At 55.8% G+C, this 14,667-nt stretch carries 16 protein-coding genes and 1 riboswitch; of the genes, 8 read left to right on the top strand and 8 right to left on the bottom strand.

What is annotated here, in order from left to right; all coding sequences use genetic code 11:
• Positions 1-7: 7 nt before the first annotated feature.
• From JTA15_RS03745 to rutG, 3 genes are read left to right on the top strand one after another with little or no spacing between them, the layout of a single operon-like run.
• On the top strand, positions 8-598 hold the full coding sequence (locus JTA15_RS03745) for a malonic semialdehyde reductase (RefSeq protein WP_025204485.1): 591 nt from the start codon (positions 8-10) through the stop codon (positions 596-598).
• Between the two features lie 9 nt (positions 599-607).
• Positions 608-1,102, top strand: a complete 495-nt coding sequence (rutF, locus tag JTA15_RS03740) for an NADH-dependent FMN reductase RutF (protein ID WP_014169496.1) — start codon at positions 608-610, stop codon at positions 1,100-1,102.
• Positions 1,103-1,123: 21 nt separating this feature from the next.
• Positions 1,124-2,452, top strand: coding sequence for a pyrimidine utilization transport protein G (gene rutG, locus JTA15_RS03735; RefSeq protein ID WP_148575915.1), 1,329 nt, complete (start codon positions 1,124-1,126; stop codon positions 2,450-2,452).
• On the opposite strand, the gene JTA15_RS03730 is transcribed toward rutG, so the two are convergent.
• Both JTA15_RS03730 and JTA15_RS03725 read right to left on the bottom strand, forming a co-directional pair.
• Complete coding sequence (locus JTA15_RS03730) at positions 2,440-3,363, bottom strand: DMT family transporter (RefSeq protein WP_041162529.1); 924 nt, start codon at positions 3,361-3,363, stop codon at positions 2,440-2,442. The genes rutG and JTA15_RS03730 overlap by 13 nt on opposite strands.
• 117 nt (positions 3,364-3,480) lie before the next feature.
• A complete protein-coding gene (locus JTA15_RS03725; RefSeq protein ID WP_001273664.1) occupies positions 3,481-3,651 on the bottom strand; it encodes a general stress protein in 171 nt (56 codons plus the stop codon).
• A 391-nt stretch (positions 3,652-4,042) separates the two neighbouring features.
• Between JTA15_RS03725 and wrbA the strand changes: the two genes are divergently transcribed.
• Together wrbA and JTA15_RS03715 are read left to right on the top strand one after the other, a co-directional pair.
• Positions 4,043-4,639 (top strand): NAD(P)H:quinone oxidoreductase, encoded by a 597-nt coding sequence (wrbA, locus tag JTA15_RS03720; protein ID WP_014169491.1) that lies wholly within the window; start codon positions 4,043-4,045, stop codon positions 4,637-4,639.
• An 18-nt stretch (positions 4,640-4,657) separates the two neighbouring features.
• Positions 4,658-4,885, top strand: a complete 228-nt coding sequence (locus JTA15_RS03715; protein WP_014169490.1) for a YccJ family protein — start codon at positions 4,658-4,660, stop codon at positions 4,883-4,885.
• A 32-nt stretch (positions 4,886-4,917) separates the two neighbouring features.
• Here JTA15_RS03715 and agp read toward each other — a convergent pair whose 3' ends face one another.
• Positions 4,918-6,159: a bifunctional glucose-1-phosphatase/inositol phosphatase gene (gene agp, locus JTA15_RS03710; protein WP_219372884.1), complete on the bottom strand. Its 1,242-nt coding sequence runs from the start codon at positions 6,157-6,159 to the stop codon at positions 4,918-4,920.
• Between the two features lie 86 nt (positions 6,160-6,245).
• The gene (locus tag JTA15_RS03705) at positions 6,246-6,605 is read right to left on the bottom strand and encodes a helix-turn-helix domain-containing protein (protein ID WP_014169488.1); all 360 of its coding nucleotides are present in this window, start codon (positions 6,603-6,605) and stop codon (positions 6,246-6,248) included.
• A 100-nt stretch (positions 6,606-6,705) separates the two neighbouring features.
• On the opposite strand from JTA15_RS03705, the gene JTA15_RS03700 reads away from it, so the two are divergent.
• Positions 6,706-7,455, top strand: coding sequence for an SDR family oxidoreductase (locus JTA15_RS03700; RefSeq protein WP_219372883.1), 750 nt, complete (start codon positions 6,706-6,708; stop codon positions 7,453-7,455).
• 1 nt (position 7,456) lies between these two features.
• On the opposite strand, the gene JTA15_RS03695 is transcribed toward JTA15_RS03700, so the two are convergent.
• Entirely contained in the window at positions 7,457-7,960 is a 504-nt protein-coding gene (locus tag JTA15_RS03695) for a DedA family protein (RefSeq protein WP_219372882.1), read from the bottom strand.
• 290 nt (positions 7,961-8,250) lie between these two features.
• Positions 8,251-8,420, top strand: a riboswitch (M-box (ykoK) riboswitch).
• Between the two features lie 60 nt (positions 8,421-8,480).
• Here JTA15_RS03695 and JTA15_RS03690 point away from each other — a divergent pair.
• Positions 8,481-9,482: a magnesium transporter gene (locus JTA15_RS03690; RefSeq protein ID WP_020884727.1), complete on the top strand. Its 1,002-nt coding sequence runs from the start codon at positions 8,481-8,483 to the stop codon at positions 9,480-9,482.
• Between the two features lie 41 nt (positions 9,483-9,523).
• Here the strand turns inward: JTA15_RS03690 and JTA15_RS03685 are convergent, their stop codons facing one another.
• The gene (locus JTA15_RS03685) at positions 9,524-10,600 is read right to left on the bottom strand and encodes a LacI family DNA-binding transcriptional regulator (protein ID WP_041162527.1); all 1,077 of its coding nucleotides are present in this window, start codon (positions 10,598-10,600) and stop codon (positions 9,524-9,526) included.
• 269 nt (positions 10,601-10,869) lie between these two features.
• Between JTA15_RS03685 and JTA15_RS03680 the strand changes: the two genes are divergently transcribed.
• Positions 10,870-12,135, top strand: coding sequence for a maltoporin (locus JTA15_RS03680; RefSeq protein ID WP_025204490.1), 1,266 nt, complete (start codon positions 10,870-10,872; stop codon positions 12,133-12,135).
• Between the two features lie 104 nt (positions 12,136-12,239).
• Here JTA15_RS03680 and JTA15_RS03675 read toward each other — a convergent pair whose 3' ends face one another.
• Positions 12,240-12,482 (bottom strand): PTS transporter subunit EIIB, encoded by a 243-nt coding sequence (locus JTA15_RS03675; RefSeq protein WP_025204491.1) that lies wholly within the window; start codon positions 12,480-12,482, stop codon positions 12,240-12,242.
• A 99-nt stretch (positions 12,483-12,581) separates the two neighbouring features.
• Positions 12,582-14,639 carry a beta-galactosidase gene (locus JTA15_RS03670; protein WP_032677844.1) on the bottom strand — a complete coding sequence of 686 codons (2,058 nt, stop codon included), beginning with the start codon at positions 14,637-14,639 and terminating at the stop codon, positions 12,582-12,584.
• Positions 14,640-14,667: the final 28 nt, after the last annotated feature.

Below are 14,667 nucleotides of genomic sequence, written 5' to 3'. Positions count from 1 at the left end.
AGCCCTGATGAGCGAAGCGATTACCCCTGGCGCGCTGGCATCACTGTTTACCGGCGCACGCACCCATAACGGCTGGCAGGCGATCCCCGTCAGCGACGAGACGCTGCGCGAGATCTACGACCTGATGAAATGGGGTCCCACGTCCGCCAACTGCTCGCCAGCGCGGATTGTGTTTGTACGAAGCGCAGAGGGAAAAGAAAAACTGCGTCCGGCGCTTTCCAGCGGCAACCTGGAGAAAACCCTTACCGCCCCGGTCACGGCGATTGTCGCCTGGGATAGTGAATTTTATGAACGCCTGCCCGCCCTGTTCCCCCACGGGGATGCGCGGAGCTGGTTTACCTCAAGCCCGGCGCTTGCCGAAGAGACCGCCTTTCGCAACAGCGCGATGCAGGCGGCTTACCTGATTTTCGCCTGTCGGGCGCTGGGGCTCGATACGGGCCCGATGTCAGGCTTTGATCGCCAAAAAGTCGACGACGCGTTTTTCACCGGCACGTCGCTGAAAAGTAATCTGCTTATCAATATTGGCTATGGCGATACCAGCAAACTCTACGGCCGTTTGCCGCGTCTGGCCTTTGAAGACGCATGCGCACTGGCATAAGGAGCCATCATGATGACACCCGATAAACAAACCTTCCGTGATGCCATGGCCTGCGTCGGTGCGGCGGTCAATATCATCACCACCGACGGTCCTGCCGGGATGGCGGGCTTCACCGCCAGCGCGGTGTGCAGCGTAACGGATTCACCGCCCACGCTGCTGGTATGCCTGAACCGTGGCGCATCCGTCTGGCCGACCTTCAGTGAAAACCGCACCCTGTGCGTCAATACCCTGAGCGCTGGACAAGAGCCGCTATCAAACCTGTTTGGGGGGAAAACCCCGATGGACGAGCGCTTCGCCGCCGCGCGCTGGGAGACCGGCGAAACGGGGTGCCCGCGTCTGGAGGAGGCGCTGGCCTCGTTTGACTGCCGTATCAGCCAGGTGGTGAGCGTGGGCACGCACGACATCCTGTTTTGCGACATCGTTTCGATTATTCGCCACCCCGCGCCGCAAGGGCTGGTGTGGTTTGACCGCGGCTATCACGCGCTTATGCGACCCGCCTGTTAACCCTCCTTAAGGAGTCAGCTCATGGCAATGTTCGGTTTTCCCCACTGGCAGTTGAAATCGACCTCTACGGAACCTGGCGTGGTCGCGCCGGATGAAAGGCTCCCGCTCGGACCAACCTTAGTGATGGGGGTTCAGCACGCGGTCGCGATGTTCGGCGCAACGGTGCTGATGCCCATGCTGATGGGGCTTGATCCCAATCTGTCCATTCTGATGTCGGGTATCGGTACCCTGCTGTTCTTTTTCATCACCGGCGGGCGCGTGCCCAGCTATCTTGGTTCCAGCGCTGCGTTTGTCGGCGTGGTCATCGCCACCACCGGCTTTAACGGTCAGGGCATCAACCCGAATCTGAGCGTCGCGCTCGGCGGCATTATCGCCTGCGGGCTGGTCTACACGCTGATTGGCCTGGTGGTCATGAAGGTCGGGACGCGCTGGATAGAGCGGATGATGCCTCCCGTCGTCACCGGGGCAGTGGTGATGGCAATTGGTCTGAACCTTGCGCCAATAGCCGTCAGAAGCGTCTCCGGTTCGCCCTTTGAAAGCTGGATGGCGGTGATCACGGTACTCTGCATTGGCCTGGTGGCGGTGTTTACGCGGGGGATGATCCAGCGACTGTTGATCCTGGTGGGGTTAATCGTTGCCTGTCTGGTGTACGCCCTGCTGGCAAACGTCTTCGGTCTGGGCAAGCCGGTTGATTTTACGCTGCTGCATAACGCCGCCTGGTTCGGCCTGCCGCAGGTGACGTCTCCGGTCTTTAACACGCAGGCGATGATGTTAATTGCGCCGGTTGCGGTGATCCTGGTGGCAGAAAACTTAGGCCATCTGAAAGCCGTTGCGGGTATGACCGGGCGCAGCATGGACCCTTACATAGGCCGCGCCTTTGTCGGCGACGGTCTGGCTACCATGCTCTCCGGCTCGGTCGGCGGCAGCGGCGTAACGACCTACGCTGAAAATATTGGCGTGATGGCAGTGACCAAAGTTTACTCCACCCTGGTCTTCGTGGCGGCTGCGGTGATGGCGATGCTCCTCGGGTTCTCACCGAAATTCGGCGCGCTGATCCACACCATTCCCGCGCCGGTGATTGGTGGGGCATCGATTGTGGTATTTGGTCTGATTGCCGTTGCCGGGGCACGCATCTGGGTGCAGCATCGTGTCGATCTGAGCCAGAACAGCAACCTGATTATGGTGGCGGTCACGCTGGTGCTGGGGGCGGGAGATTTTGCCCTGACGCTGGGCGGATTCACCATTGGTGGGATTGGCACCGCAACCTTTGGCGCAATCCTGCTTAACGCCCTGCTGAGCCGCCGGGAAGCGGCCGCACCGCAGGGCGACGTAGTACATCAGGACTCTTGATTTATCGCAGCGCTGTCACGCTCTGGCAGCGCTTTTTTCTTCCGTTTCAGCTTCAGCTCACTCACCAGCACGCCGGCGACAATAAACGCCGCACCCACCAGCGCCAGCAGCGGTAAACGCTCTCCGGCGATACGCCCAAAAATGCCCGCCCATACCGGTTCGCCGGTATAGATAACCGTCGCACGCGTCGGGGAAACGCTGCGCTGCGCCCAGTTCATGGTGACCTGAATAATGGCGCTAAAGATGCCCAGCCCCAGCGCCACCACAACCAGCCCGGTGGACATCGGCGGAACAGACTCCCCTGCCGGCACCATGGTGGCAAAAGCCACCAGCGACGCGGTCGCCAGCTGAACCACGGTGACGCGCTTGACGTCCACTTTGCCAGCCCAGGCGCTGATCAGAATAATTTCCGCGGCAATCGCGATAGCGCCCACCAGCGTAATGATTTCGCCCGGCCCCAGCGCCAGCAGATTGTTTTCCGGCCCGGCAAGCAAGATAAGGCCAATAAACGCCAGCACGATCCCCGTGCAGGACATCAGACCCGGTATTCTCCCCAGACAGAGCCATTGCAGTAACGGCACCAGCGGCACATACATGGCGGTGATAAACGCCGATTTGCTGCTGGTGATGGTCTGTAATCCCCACGTCTGCAGGCTGTAGCCCATGGCAATCGCAACCCCAATGGCCACCCCGGCCTTCAGTTCTTTAAGCGTCAGCCCGCGCAAGGTTTTAAGCGAGAGTAATCCCACGGCAATCGCCGCCGTCGCAAAGCGCAGGCCGACAAAAAAGAACGGACCGCTCAGCGTGACCGCGTACTGGACGGCAAGAAAGGTTCCGCCCCAGAACATGGTGATCAGAATGAGAAGGGCTTCCTGAGGTTTGACGGAGAATGTGAAACGGGAGAGAGACATGCGGCACCAGCAAATAAGCATCAATCCTCTAGTGTGCGATGCCTTTGGTTACAGTTCAATGTTGCAGAAATAAAAAACCGCCGGGAGATCCCGGCGGCAGGGTATCAGCCCGGCGTATTACTTATTGCTGCCATGACTGTTTTTGCCCCCTTTTTTGCCAGCTTCTGATGCGCGCTGAGGGTCATTTTTGAAATTCCCCCCGCTAGACTGGCCACCTTTACGACCTGCTTCTGATGCTCTTTCACGGTCTTCAGCGAAATTACCTGAACCACCACGATGGTTTGCCATCTCTAACCTCCAGAGTGTGAAACATTAGACATCATATTGCATTCAGTAAAAGAGGATTCTTTCACCGCGCGGCTGAAGGACAGTGCCTTTATCTGTGCCGCGTGAAATTAAGCTTAGTGGAATGCGGCTATCCGGCAAGTCAGAGGTAATATTCTGCAACATGATCTCAGCCATTCGGGTGAGATTACGCGACGGCCATTTATAAGCCTTTCTTATCATTTTAAAAATCCGCAGCGGGAAAGTTGTTTCATTTTGCTACAAAGCGCTTTTGTATCCATATTGTTATAAATCAAAGAAATGCCGTTCATTTTTGCAGTCTGGCTGTGATGACATATCTTTAAATGAACGCAGCGATCCGCTGTCAGAAAACACAAACGAGGAGTGATGCAAAATGGCAAAAGTTCTGGTGCTCTATTATTCCATGTATGGACACATTGAAACCATGGCTCACGCGGTAGCAGAAGGTGCAAACAGAGTGGACGGCGTAGAAGTTGTGGTGAAACGCGTACCGGAAACGATGCAGGCTGAGGCGTTCGCCAAAGCCGGGGGGAAAACACAAAATGCCCCGGTTGCCACCCCGCAGGAACTGGCTGATTACGATGCCATTATTTTCGGCACCCCTACCCGATTTGGCAATATGTCAGGCCAGATGCGGACCTTCCTCGATCAAACCGGAGGACTTTGGGCATCCGGAGCGTTATACGGCAAACTCGCCAGCGTCTTCAGCTCCACCGGGACCGGCGGCGGTCAGGAGCAGACGATTACGTCAACCTGGACTACCCTTGCTCATCATGGGATGGTGATTGTGCCGATTGGCTACGGCGCGCAGGAACTGTTTGATATTTCCCAGGTTCGTGGCGGGACACCGTACGGCGCCACCACCATTGCCGGTGGCGATGGCTCCCGACAGCCGAGCAACGAAGAGCTCACTATCGCCCGCTATCAGGGTGAGTATGTCGCAGGCCTCGCCAAAAAACTGAACGGCTAACTCAACAGGAGGACAAGTATGCCAACTCAAGAATCCAAAGCCCACCGCGTGGGTGAATGGGCAAGTTTACGCAACACCTCTCCGGAGATCGCCGAAGCCATTTTTGAAGTCGCGAACTATGACGAGAAGCTGGCAGAGCAGATTTGGGAAGAAGGCAGCGATGAAGTGCTGGAACGTGCCTTCGGGAAAACGGACAAAGACGCGCTCTTCTGGGGTGAGCAAACCATCGAACGTAAAAACGTCTGAACGTTTCCCCCCGCCTGAGCGGGGGGTTTTACCTATTTCGCCGCGTTATTCATCACCACATTGAATTTATCGATTGGGCAAAAACCGTTCGCATCAACCGGACACCCCTTCAGCTCCAGCGTCACACGCTGCGCCGGCGCATCCAGTGACAGTACGCTGGCGTTACGCAGTTGGTCGGCGCTCTGATAGACATACTCAATCTTCATGAGCTCCTGGTTGGCGCTTTTATCATGCCAGCGCTGGAAAACAATTTTCCCGCCAATTGGCGTCCGCTCGTGCTGGTCATGCAGCTGGTACGGTTTGAAATCCAGCGCCGTAAGCAGCGACGCGATATTGGAATCATGCCCCACCAGCAGGGTGATTTTCGGCGCTTTCGCCTGCCCGGTGACGAGAGCCTGGTCGATATACTTCACCAGCGGTTTGGCCACGTTTTGCGCCACCTCGGTGGAGGTAAACAGCGAGTCCTGATAGCCATTTTTCAGCTGCGACAACACGCGCCACTGTTGATCGGTTTTAATTTCACCCCAGGCAACCTGGTCTGCCGGGAAGCCTTCGTAATACTGCAGCGTGAAGGCATCCACCAGCGAGTTACCGACTTTTAACGGCCCCGATACGCCAGGTTCTTTTTCATAGTCGGCGCTGAAGGTATCTTTCGCCTCTGCCAGCGAGCACACGTTCTTCTCTTTACAGGACGGTGAATCGGCGTAATTCGTCATCTGCTCCAGCAGCTTGTAGCTCTCGCCAAGCTGCATTTTCTGCCGCTCAGTCTCCATCGCCTTCAGCGCTTTTTCACGGAATTCAGGTGAGTTATCCGTAATCACCGGGTTAAAGGTCGGATCCATGGTGCCCATTTTTTCCTGATGATGCACAGGCACATCGCACCCCGGGAAGGCGCCGGTGATAAAGAACTGCGCGGTGGCGACAGTGCGCTGCAGGCTGTTGGCATAGGCATATACGCTATCCGCGGCCGGGCACTCGCCGGTTTTCACCATCCCCTGCTGTGCCAGCCACTCACGCATATAGTGGCCCATATAGACTTCAAGCACGCCACCTTTGGTGGTGAGCTGACCGCCTGGCACCTCCCATTCTGGCCACTGCTTCGGTGTGGATTGCTCGAGCACGCTGCCATTATTGGCGAGCGGCGCGCGCAAATTATGGCGACTCATGATTAAAACTTGTTCCAGCTGATACCCTTCCGGCGTCTCTTGCGCCTGCACGCCAGATGTCACTGCAATGGAACCGGCGATTGCCAGCGCGAGTAGTGCTTTTCTCATCCCTAATTCCTCACTCGTTTTAAAATGTCGCAGTGAGTGTGACAGATTCGTGACAATTTTCCGGGAAGCGTTTCGCAAACTGAGGATTACTTTTCAAGGCGATCGCCGTATTCGCTCATCCAGTCGGCCAGCGGGGAGAGCGCACTCTGGAGGGTTAACCCCAGCGCGGTTATCTGATACTCCACCCGCGGTGGGATCTCCGGGTAGATAGTGCGCGACACCAGCCCGCGCTGCTCAAACAGGCGCAACTGCTTCGTGAGCTCTTTTTGCGTGATGGGGGCAGCGGCGCGCAGCAGATCGCCAAACCGGACCGGTGCATTGAGCATAATCAGGCGATAGAGCACCGGGATGGCCCACTTACCGGAAATCAGGTTTACAAACTGCGTCATCGGGCAGAGATAAACCTCAGATTTTTTTTCACAGGGTATATTGAGTGATTCCGCCATAGCACACCTCTAGCCTCATTAGTATCCAAATGGTACCTGGTTTCCTTTCGATACTAACGTTTCTATAGTGCTTTCTCCAGAGTCATTTCAGGAGAAGCACATGGGTCGTTTAGCAGGTAAATATACGCTGATTACCGGCGGCACTTCCGGTATTGGTCTCGCTACCGCGCAGGAATTTATTGCCGAAGGGGCGCACGTTGCTGTCACCGGACGTAACCCGGATACCCTTGCCGAAGCACAACGCATTCTGGGCGATAATGCCTGGGTTATTCCGACCGATGCGGGTGACATCGCCGCGCAAAAAGCGCTGGCGGACACGCTCGCCTCTCGCTGGCCACGTCTTGATGCCGTGTTTATTAACGCCGGCGATGTGACGCACGGGCTGCTTGAAGAGTGGCAGGAAGACGCCTGGGATCGCCTGATGGGCATCAACCTTAAAGGACCGTTCTTTTTGATTCAGGCCCTGCTGCCGCTGCTCAATAATCCCTCCTCTGTGATCCTGTGCGGGTCCGTGAGCGCCCGCATCGGGCTGCCTGCCAGCAGCGTTTATGCCGCCAGCAAGGCGGGATTACTGTCGCTGGCACGCACGCTGTCAGGGGAGTTGTTGCCGCGCGGTATTCGCGTCAACGGCCTGAGCCCGGGTCCGGTAGAAACACCGGCATTTAATAAAACGGGGTTAAGCGAGAAAGCGCTCAAGGCGATGCTGGGGGATATCACCAAACTTGTGCCGCTGGGCAGAATGGGCACGCCGACGGAGCTGGCGAAAGCCGCGCTCTATCTTGCCTCTGACGAATCGCGCTATATGGTGGGAACGGAACTGCTGGTCGACGGCGGAATGGGAAACCTGTAGGTCAAAAGGCGCTGATGCCGGTGACGATGCCGACATACAGCGCCGCCCATACGACGGCTGAAATCAGGCTTACCGCGTACACCTTCGCCGCGTTCAGTCTGAGCATGCCCGCTGCCAGCGGGACGATATAACGCAGCACCGCCAGGAAACGCGCGGTAAAGAGCACCAGCACGCCGTTTTTCTGCAGCTGATGTTGTACCCGCAAAAATTTCTCGGCGTGCCGGGAGGTGAAGCGCGTGACCAGCCGCGTGTGGCCCATCAACTGGCCGATATGATAATTCAATACCGACCCTGTTGTGGCACCCGCCGCGACAGCCAGCCACGTCAGTGCCGGATGCAGGCTGGTCTGGCTGACGGTGATCCCTGCCAGCAGCATCACCGAGGCCGGCGGAAGCACGGAGGAAACCAGTACCGTAGACTTGCTCAGCGCGATGATGAAAAGCAGCGCGAACAGATGCGTCGGATAGAGCGCAAAATGATTCAGCAGATTGTCAAACCACGTCATATTCCACCCCGCAGCGTTCGTGATGCTGACCATTAGAAACGAACAACCTTAAATGGGGTATCAACCGCTCAGACCTCCAGCAGGAAGGCATTAACGACACGCCAAAATGTCAGCGCCATTTAGAAACACAGAAGTGTGGAATTATACTCTCTTGAGCAATAACCTCCGTCATTGATGAATAATCGATGTCATTAATACGCGGGATTAAATTATTGTTCTAAACGTTTCTTAAACGTCTTTTAAATTCCACAGCGCGATTTTTAAAGTGGCGTATTATCCCTCTCGTTTTACAACGATCTCGTTATGGCGAGGCTCCTGTACAAATACACGTTATCGCTCTGGTGGGTTCGAGAGAACCGACACAGGGTAAAACAGGCACTGTCGAATCAAGGCTTTGTCAGTATAACTTCCCTTACGGGATACGGTGTACAGTGCTGAACCCAGGACGTGGGGATCTCCTCTTCGACATGCCCTGTCTTGCTCGCCCCTGAGAGATTTTATTATTCAAAGGGAATTCACTATGTCTTACGCTATTCACAATCAAAACCTGGCATTCAATGACAGCGCAATCGCGCAATATATGAATACCGATTTTATCGTCCTCGATATTTCATTATGCGTGGCGCTGGCACGCGAGCAATTTTTCGAAAAATTAAAAGACGATGATATTCCATCGCATATTTTCCTCGAAGATAACGGTCGGCTGGCGGGCATGGTTGCGGTGCGCAAACTGCTGCAGACCGCCGATACGGTACAGCCGGTGAAAACGCTGATGATTTCTCAGTTTCTGCAGGTCAAACCGGAAGACGAGCGTGCCGATGTCGCCGGGCTGCTGGCCCACGGCGAGGCGGATGTCGTGCCGGTGGTCACGCACGGTAAAGTGGTCGGCTGCCTGACCGAACGCGAAATCGCCCATCTGCTGGAAGATGATGTCACCGAAGATGCCCAGCTCCAGGGAGCAACGCTGCCGCTGGAAAAGCCGTATCTGGAAACCAGCCCCTTCAGCCTGTGGAAAAAACGCTCCGTCTGGCTGCTGCTGCTGTTTGTCGCTGAAGCCTATACCAGCTCGGTTATTCAGCACTTCGAAGAGGCGCTGGAATCCGCCATTGCCCTGGCCTTTTTTATTCCGCTGCTGATAGGGACCGGTGGGAACAGCGGGACGCAGATCACCTCCACGCTGGTGCGTGCAATGGCGCTGGGTGAAGTGCGTCTGCGCGACGTTGGCCGCGTGTTACGAAAGGAGATGACCACCTCGCTGATGATTGCCGCCACGCTTGGTCTTGCCGGGTGTGTTCGCGCCTGGATGATGGGTATCGGGCTGGAAATTACCCTTATCGTCAGCCTGACGCTGGTCTGTATTACGCTGTGGAGTGCGATTGTCTCGTCAGTTATTCCGATGGTACTGAAGCGCTGCGGCATTGACCCGGCCGTCGTTTCCGCGCCCTTTATCGCGACGCTTATCGACGGAACCGGTCTGATTATCTACTTCAAGATTGCGCAGTACACGCTGGGGCTGGAATAAGAGTGCAGCACCTCACCCACCGGGATGAGGTGCTCACCGTTTTACATATCGCCAAGCTGATGTGCGATATCACGAAGCTGTTGCGCCAGCGCCTGCAGGTTTTTGCCCTTCTCACCTTTCGGCCCGGTCGACTGCCGCACCACCAGCCGGGCAGGCAAAATGGATGACATGCGCACGGCATTGTCTTCGCCACTGTCAAGAATGCGGCGCACCGCCTCTTTCCCCTGCAGATCCAGGTCCAGCGATACCGTGGTCAATGCCGGATAGAAGAATGAGCTTTCGTAGGTGTCATCGTAGCCAATCACCGATTTTTCACCCGGAATGGAAATCTGATGCTGATGGAAAGCACTTAGTACCCCCAGCGCCATCTGGTCGTTGGCCACCAGCACGGCAGAAAATTGCGGCGTCTCGCGCAGCATCTGCAACGCACCCGCGTAACCGCTCTGCGCGTCCCAGTTCCCGCGGATCACCGAGGCCGGCTCCAGACCGTAACCGTTCAGGGTTTCAATCCAGCTTTTCAGCCTGAGCTGCGCCGAGACAGAAGACGCAGGCCCCGCCAGCAACGCGATTTCCCGGTGCCCCAGTTCGTAGAGATATTTGACGCTGGCACGGGTGCCATCTGCCGGGTTAAACGAAACGTTAAACACGGAACTGTAAGGGTCAACGTCGAGGAACAGACAGACGATATCGTCGTTGTCCGTCGCGATTTTCTGCGCCTGCTCTGCTTCCAGCGGGACATTGATGATCACCTTACTGACGAGCTGAGATTTCAGTTCATTGATCGAATCCTGGATGCTGTGGTTGACGTTCTCATCAATCATGGAGATCAACACCTGATACCCTTCCACATTTGCATAGCGTTTTACCGCCGCGGCGACCTGTGACGGCGCATGCAAAGCCAGCGAAATCGTCACCAGTCCGACGGTCTGGGTCTGCTTTCCGACCAGCTGCTGCGCCAGGCGGTTCGGGACATACCGCAATAACTCTATGGATTTCTCCACCTTGTGACGCGTGGCTTCGGATACATTGGCAGATTTATTCAGTACCCTGGACACGGTCTGATAGGAGACGCCCGCATGGCGTGCGACGTCCTCTAACGTTGCGCTTTTCGACTTCATGGTCCGGTTCCTTATGTTGTTATGCGCTGATTGTATCAGGGGCGATATAAAAAAACGCCCACTGGGCACTTTCGGCTGCCATAACACCATCAAAAAGTATTACGTTCACAATACTACATTTCTGGTCACACCTCATCAATCGTAACAAAATTGGCTATTTTATTTGCACTTAATCACAGATTAACGATCACGCAATTGCCAGAAAAAAGGTTTAGGCATTTTATGACAGCGGATTTGTGAACGTATTACAAAACAATAAGAGGGTAACAATGAACACGACGATCCGCTCTGTATCTGTTGCGTTGGCTGCCGCGTTAGCGTCTCCTTCGCTGTTTGCAGCGTCTTCAGTACCAATTGATTTTCATGGGTATCTTCGCTCCGGTGTGGGCGTCTCACGGGATGGTGGGATGGAGGAGTGGCAAAAAAATAAAATTGGCCGTCTGGGTAACGAGGCCGATACCTACGGCGAGCTGGAGCTGGGCTCAGAGGTGTACAAAAAGAACGATGTCAGCTTCTACCTCGACAGCATGGTGAGCATGGTCTCTGACGGCTCTAACGACAATGAAACCACCTTCGGCGACGATGCGCAGTTCGGGTTGCGTCAGCTGAATCTGCAGATCAAGGGGCTGATCCCCGGCGATCCGAACGCGGTGATCTGGGGCGGTAAGCGCTATTACCAGCGCCATGACCTGCACATCATTGACACCAAATACTGGAACATCTCAGGCGCGGGAGCCGGTATCGAAAACTACACGCTCGGACCGGGTGCAGTGTCCGTGGCCTGGATCCGTGGCGATGCCAACGACGTGGACTACCGCGTGGACGGCGATAGCGACGTTAATATCAACTACATCGACCTTCGCTATGCGGGCTGGAAGCCGTGGGCGGGTGCATGGACTGAAGTGGGCATTGATTACGCCATGCCAAACCCCACCAATAAGCAGAAAGAGTACGGTGGGCTGTATGAGGCCGACAACGGCGTCATGGTCACCGGTGAGATCAGCCAGGACATGTTAGGCGGCTACAACAAGCTGGTGCTGCAGTATGCGAACAAAGGCCTGGCGCAGAACATGGTGTCCCAGGGCGGCGGCTGGTATGACATGTGGAACTACGTGAACGACGCCAGCGGCTACCGTGTGATTAACACCGGCTTAATTCCGATTACGGACAAGCTCTCCTTCAACCACGTGCTGACCTGGGGCTCGGCGGATGACACCACGCAATTCACCGATAAATCGCGCCTTGTCTCTCTGGTGGGTCGCGCACAGTACCAGTTCACCGAATACGTGCGTCTGATTGGTGAAGTGGGCGGTTTCTACCAGAAAGATACCTACACCGACGGCTCCAGCTACAAGCAGAGCGGAGAGAAGTACACCCTCGCACTCGGACTGGCGGATGGGCCTGATTTTATGTCGCGTCCTGAACTGCGCGTCTTCGCCTCTTACCTGAATGACTCCGAGAAAGGACAATCCTTCGAAGACGGCACCGCAAATAATACCTGGAACGTTGGCGTGCAGGTGGAAGCCTGGTGGTAATGTTTATTTCCTGATATGCGTTAATCGTTATTGTATCTCCAACAACTGGCAGTCTATTCTCCTCGTTTGGGATAGCCATTATTTTGGCTATCCCTTTTTTATTGTTAGTGATTAAAATGCGCATCTAATAATTGCCGCAAGGTATCAGACTGCCGGCCAAATATCGCATGCACCTGCTGGCCGATAATAATCACGCCTAGCGCCCCCTCCTGTTGTAACGCCTGCGTATCCACCTTATTTAAATCTTTTACCGTGACGCGCAGGCGGGTAATGCAGGCTTCAACATGTTCGATATTATCGTCGCCGCCGAATGCAGGAATTAAACGCTGAGTTATTTCACTGTCCATAATACGCCTCTCTGTTATGCAGATAAAAAAATGCCTGCTCATAGAGCAGGCGCCTTCAGATTGATTAGCCAGGGTTGTACGACGCGACGCCCTCAGCGACTACGCTTTACGCCTGAGTACCCGACAATCCCACGGCAGCAGAGCGGTATCACCCGCGGCGGCGGCATCGGTCATGCAGTCGGTATACCCCTGCGGCAGCGTAATGAGCTGCTGCTGGGCGGTGTAGTTCTGCACAAACACCCACGTGGTTTCGCCGTCCGTGCGGGCCGTTGCCACTACACCCGGTGGGAAATCGCATTCCATGGCCCGCGGCAGCGCCAGTTCATCAATAATCCCGGCGAAGAAATCACGCTGGAACGGCAGATCGTTGCGCGACGCCACATGCCACGCTTTCCCCTTACCGAAACGGTTCACCGTCACGGCAGGCCGACCGGCGTAGAAATCATCCCGGTAGGTCGCCAGCGGCTGAGCGTTTTCGACATGGATCAGTTCGCACAGATGACGAACCTGGTACGGCCCCTGCAGGCCAGCCGCATTACCCGCCAGCCCCTGTATTAGATTACGTTCTCCCTCACCGAGACAGTCGATCTCTTCTGCCCAGATGCCGAGCAGTTTACGCAGCGGCCCCGGGAACCCGCCGAGATGACAAAGATCGCTTTCATCCACGATGCCGCTCCAGTAGGTGGTCACCAGATGGCCGCCCCCGGCGACAAACGCTTCTGCGCGTTCGGCGAAGCCTTCCCGCACCATATAAAGCATCGGCGCAATCACCAGCGCGTACTGGCTGAGATCGCCATCGGCATCAATCACATCCACCGCGATGCCTTTTTCCCAGAACGGACGGTAGTGTTCGTTAACGGTTTTTTCGTACTCCATCCCCATGTTGCGCGGCCCTTCGGCATCGTCCAGCGCCCAACGATTTTGCTGGTCGAAGATAATCGCCACCCGTGCCTGCGTGCGACACCCGACCACCCCCGGCAGGCGCTCAAGCATTTCGCCCAGACGCGTCACTTCGCGCCCGACACGCGTATCAAGATGCCCCACGTGGTCGATAACCGCCCCGTGGAATTTCTCCACCGAACCGCGGCTTTTACGCCACTGGAAGTACTGTACGGCATCGGCCCCGTGTGCCACCGCCTGCATTGACGAGAGAATATGCATCCCCGGCTTTTTCAGCTTGCTGGTCGGCTGCCAGTTGGTGGTACTCGGCGTGGACTCCATCAGCACAAAAGGTTTGCCGCCTTTCAGGCTGCGCATCATGTCGTGGTACATGGCGGTGTAGCAGGCGAGCTGGGTTTCGTCTTTCTCCTTGTGCCACATCGGGTAGCTGTCCCAGGAGATAAAGTCGATCGCTTTCGCAAGCTGCCAGTAGTCGTAATCGTAGAAGTACTCCATGAAGTTGGTCGTCACCGGCAACGCTGCGTTGACGGCTTTTAGCGGCGCAACCTCATGGCGGCAGAAATCTGTTACCTGCGCCGTATTAAAGCGGCGCCAGTCGAGGTTCAGACCGTGAATGGACACCTCGCCCTGCGGCGCAGGGGACTCAATCTGCGACCAGTCGCTATAGGTGTGGCTCCAGAAGGTGCTCCACCATGCGTGGTTCAGCGCATCCAGGGTTTTGTAGCGCGCTTTCAGCCAGTCGCGAAAGCGCTCCTGGCACAGATCGCAGTGGCACTCACCGCCGTACTCATTGGAGATATGCCAGCCCAGCACCGCCGGGTGCTGTGAATAACGCTCAGCCAGTAAGGTATTCATTTTGAATGTCTTGTCACGGTACACAGGGGAAGACATACAGTGGTTATGACGCCCACCGTGCAGCGCAGGCACGCGGTTACGCCCTACGCGCAGCACCTGCGGGTATTTTTGCGACATCCATGCCGGTCGCGCACCGCTCGGCGTGGCGAGGAAAATATGGATCCCCGCTGAATATAATTTATCAATGACGTTATCCAGCCAGACAAAATCATATTCCCCTTCACGCGGTTCGAGCTTCGCCCAGCTAAATATGCCCACCGACATGACATTACATTTCGCCTGCTGCATCATGGCAATATCTTTTTCAATAATACCGGGGTAATTCTCCCATTGCTCCGGGTTATAGTCGGCGCCATGCAATAACGCAGCGACCTTCGAACTTAAAGGCGCAAATTTATTCATATTAAAAACGTCCTGAAGTGAAACAGAA

This window comes from Enterobacter sp. BIDMC 29, from assembly GCF_019378755.1.
GTDB lineage: Bacteria > Pseudomonadota > Gammaproteobacteria > Enterobacterales > Enterobacteriaceae > Enterobacter > Enterobacter ludwigii.
This window is presented reverse-complemented; position numbering and strand designations above follow the sequence as displayed.

Coding starts and splice junctions, on each gene's coding strand:
- JTA15_RS03745 (WP_025204485.1), top strand. CDS start 8: ATGAGCGAAGCGATTACCCCTGGCGCGCTGGCATCACTGTTTACCGGC.
- rutF (WP_014169496.1), top strand. CDS start 608: ATGATGACACCCGATAAACAAACCTTCCGTGATGCCATGGCCTGCGTC.
- rutG (WP_148575915.1), top strand. CDS start 1,124: ATGGCAATGTTCGGTTTTCCCCACTGGCAGTTGAAATCGACCTCTACG.
- JTA15_RS03730 (WP_041162529.1), bottom strand. CDS start 3,363: ATGTCTCTCTCCCGTTTCACATTCTCCGTCAAACCTCAGGAAGCCCTT.
- JTA15_RS03725 (WP_001273664.1), bottom strand. CDS start 3,651: ATGGCAAACCATCGTGGTGGTTCAGGTAATTTCGCTGAAGACCGTGAA.
- wrbA (WP_014169491.1), top strand. CDS start 4,043: ATGGCAAAAGTTCTGGTGCTCTATTATTCCATGTATGGACACATTGAA.
- JTA15_RS03715 (WP_014169490.1), top strand. CDS start 4,658: ATGCCAACTCAAGAATCCAAAGCCCACCGCGTGGGTGAATGGGCAAGT.
- agp (WP_219372884.1), bottom strand. CDS start 6,159: ATGAGAAAAGCACTACTCGCGCTGGCAATCGCCGGTTCCATTGCAGTG.
- JTA15_RS03705 (WP_014169488.1), bottom strand. CDS start 6,605: ATGGCGGAATCACTCAATATACCCTGTGAAAAAAAATCTGAGGTTTAT.
- JTA15_RS03700 (WP_219372883.1), top strand. CDS start 6,706: ATGGGTCGTTTAGCAGGTAAATATACGCTGATTACCGGCGGCACTTCC.
- JTA15_RS03695 (WP_219372882.1), bottom strand. CDS start 7,960: ATGACGTGGTTTGACAATCTGCTGAATCATTTTGCGCTCTATCCGACG.
- JTA15_RS03690 (WP_020884727.1), top strand. CDS start 8,481: ATGTCTTACGCTATTCACAATCAAAACCTGGCATTCAATGACAGCGCA.
- JTA15_RS03685 (WP_041162527.1), bottom strand. CDS start 10,600: ATGAAGTCGAAAAGCGCAACGTTAGAGGACGTCGCACGCCATGCGGGC.
- JTA15_RS03680 (WP_025204490.1), top strand. CDS start 10,870: ATGAACACGACGATCCGCTCTGTATCTGTTGCGTTGGCTGCCGCGTTA.
- JTA15_RS03675 (WP_025204491.1), bottom strand. CDS start 12,482: ATGGACAGTGAAATAACTCAGCGTTTAATTCCTGCATTCGGCGGCGAC.
- JTA15_RS03670 (WP_032677844.1), bottom strand. CDS start 14,639: ATGAATAAATTTGCGCCTTTAAGTTCGAAGGTCGCTGCGTTATTGCAT.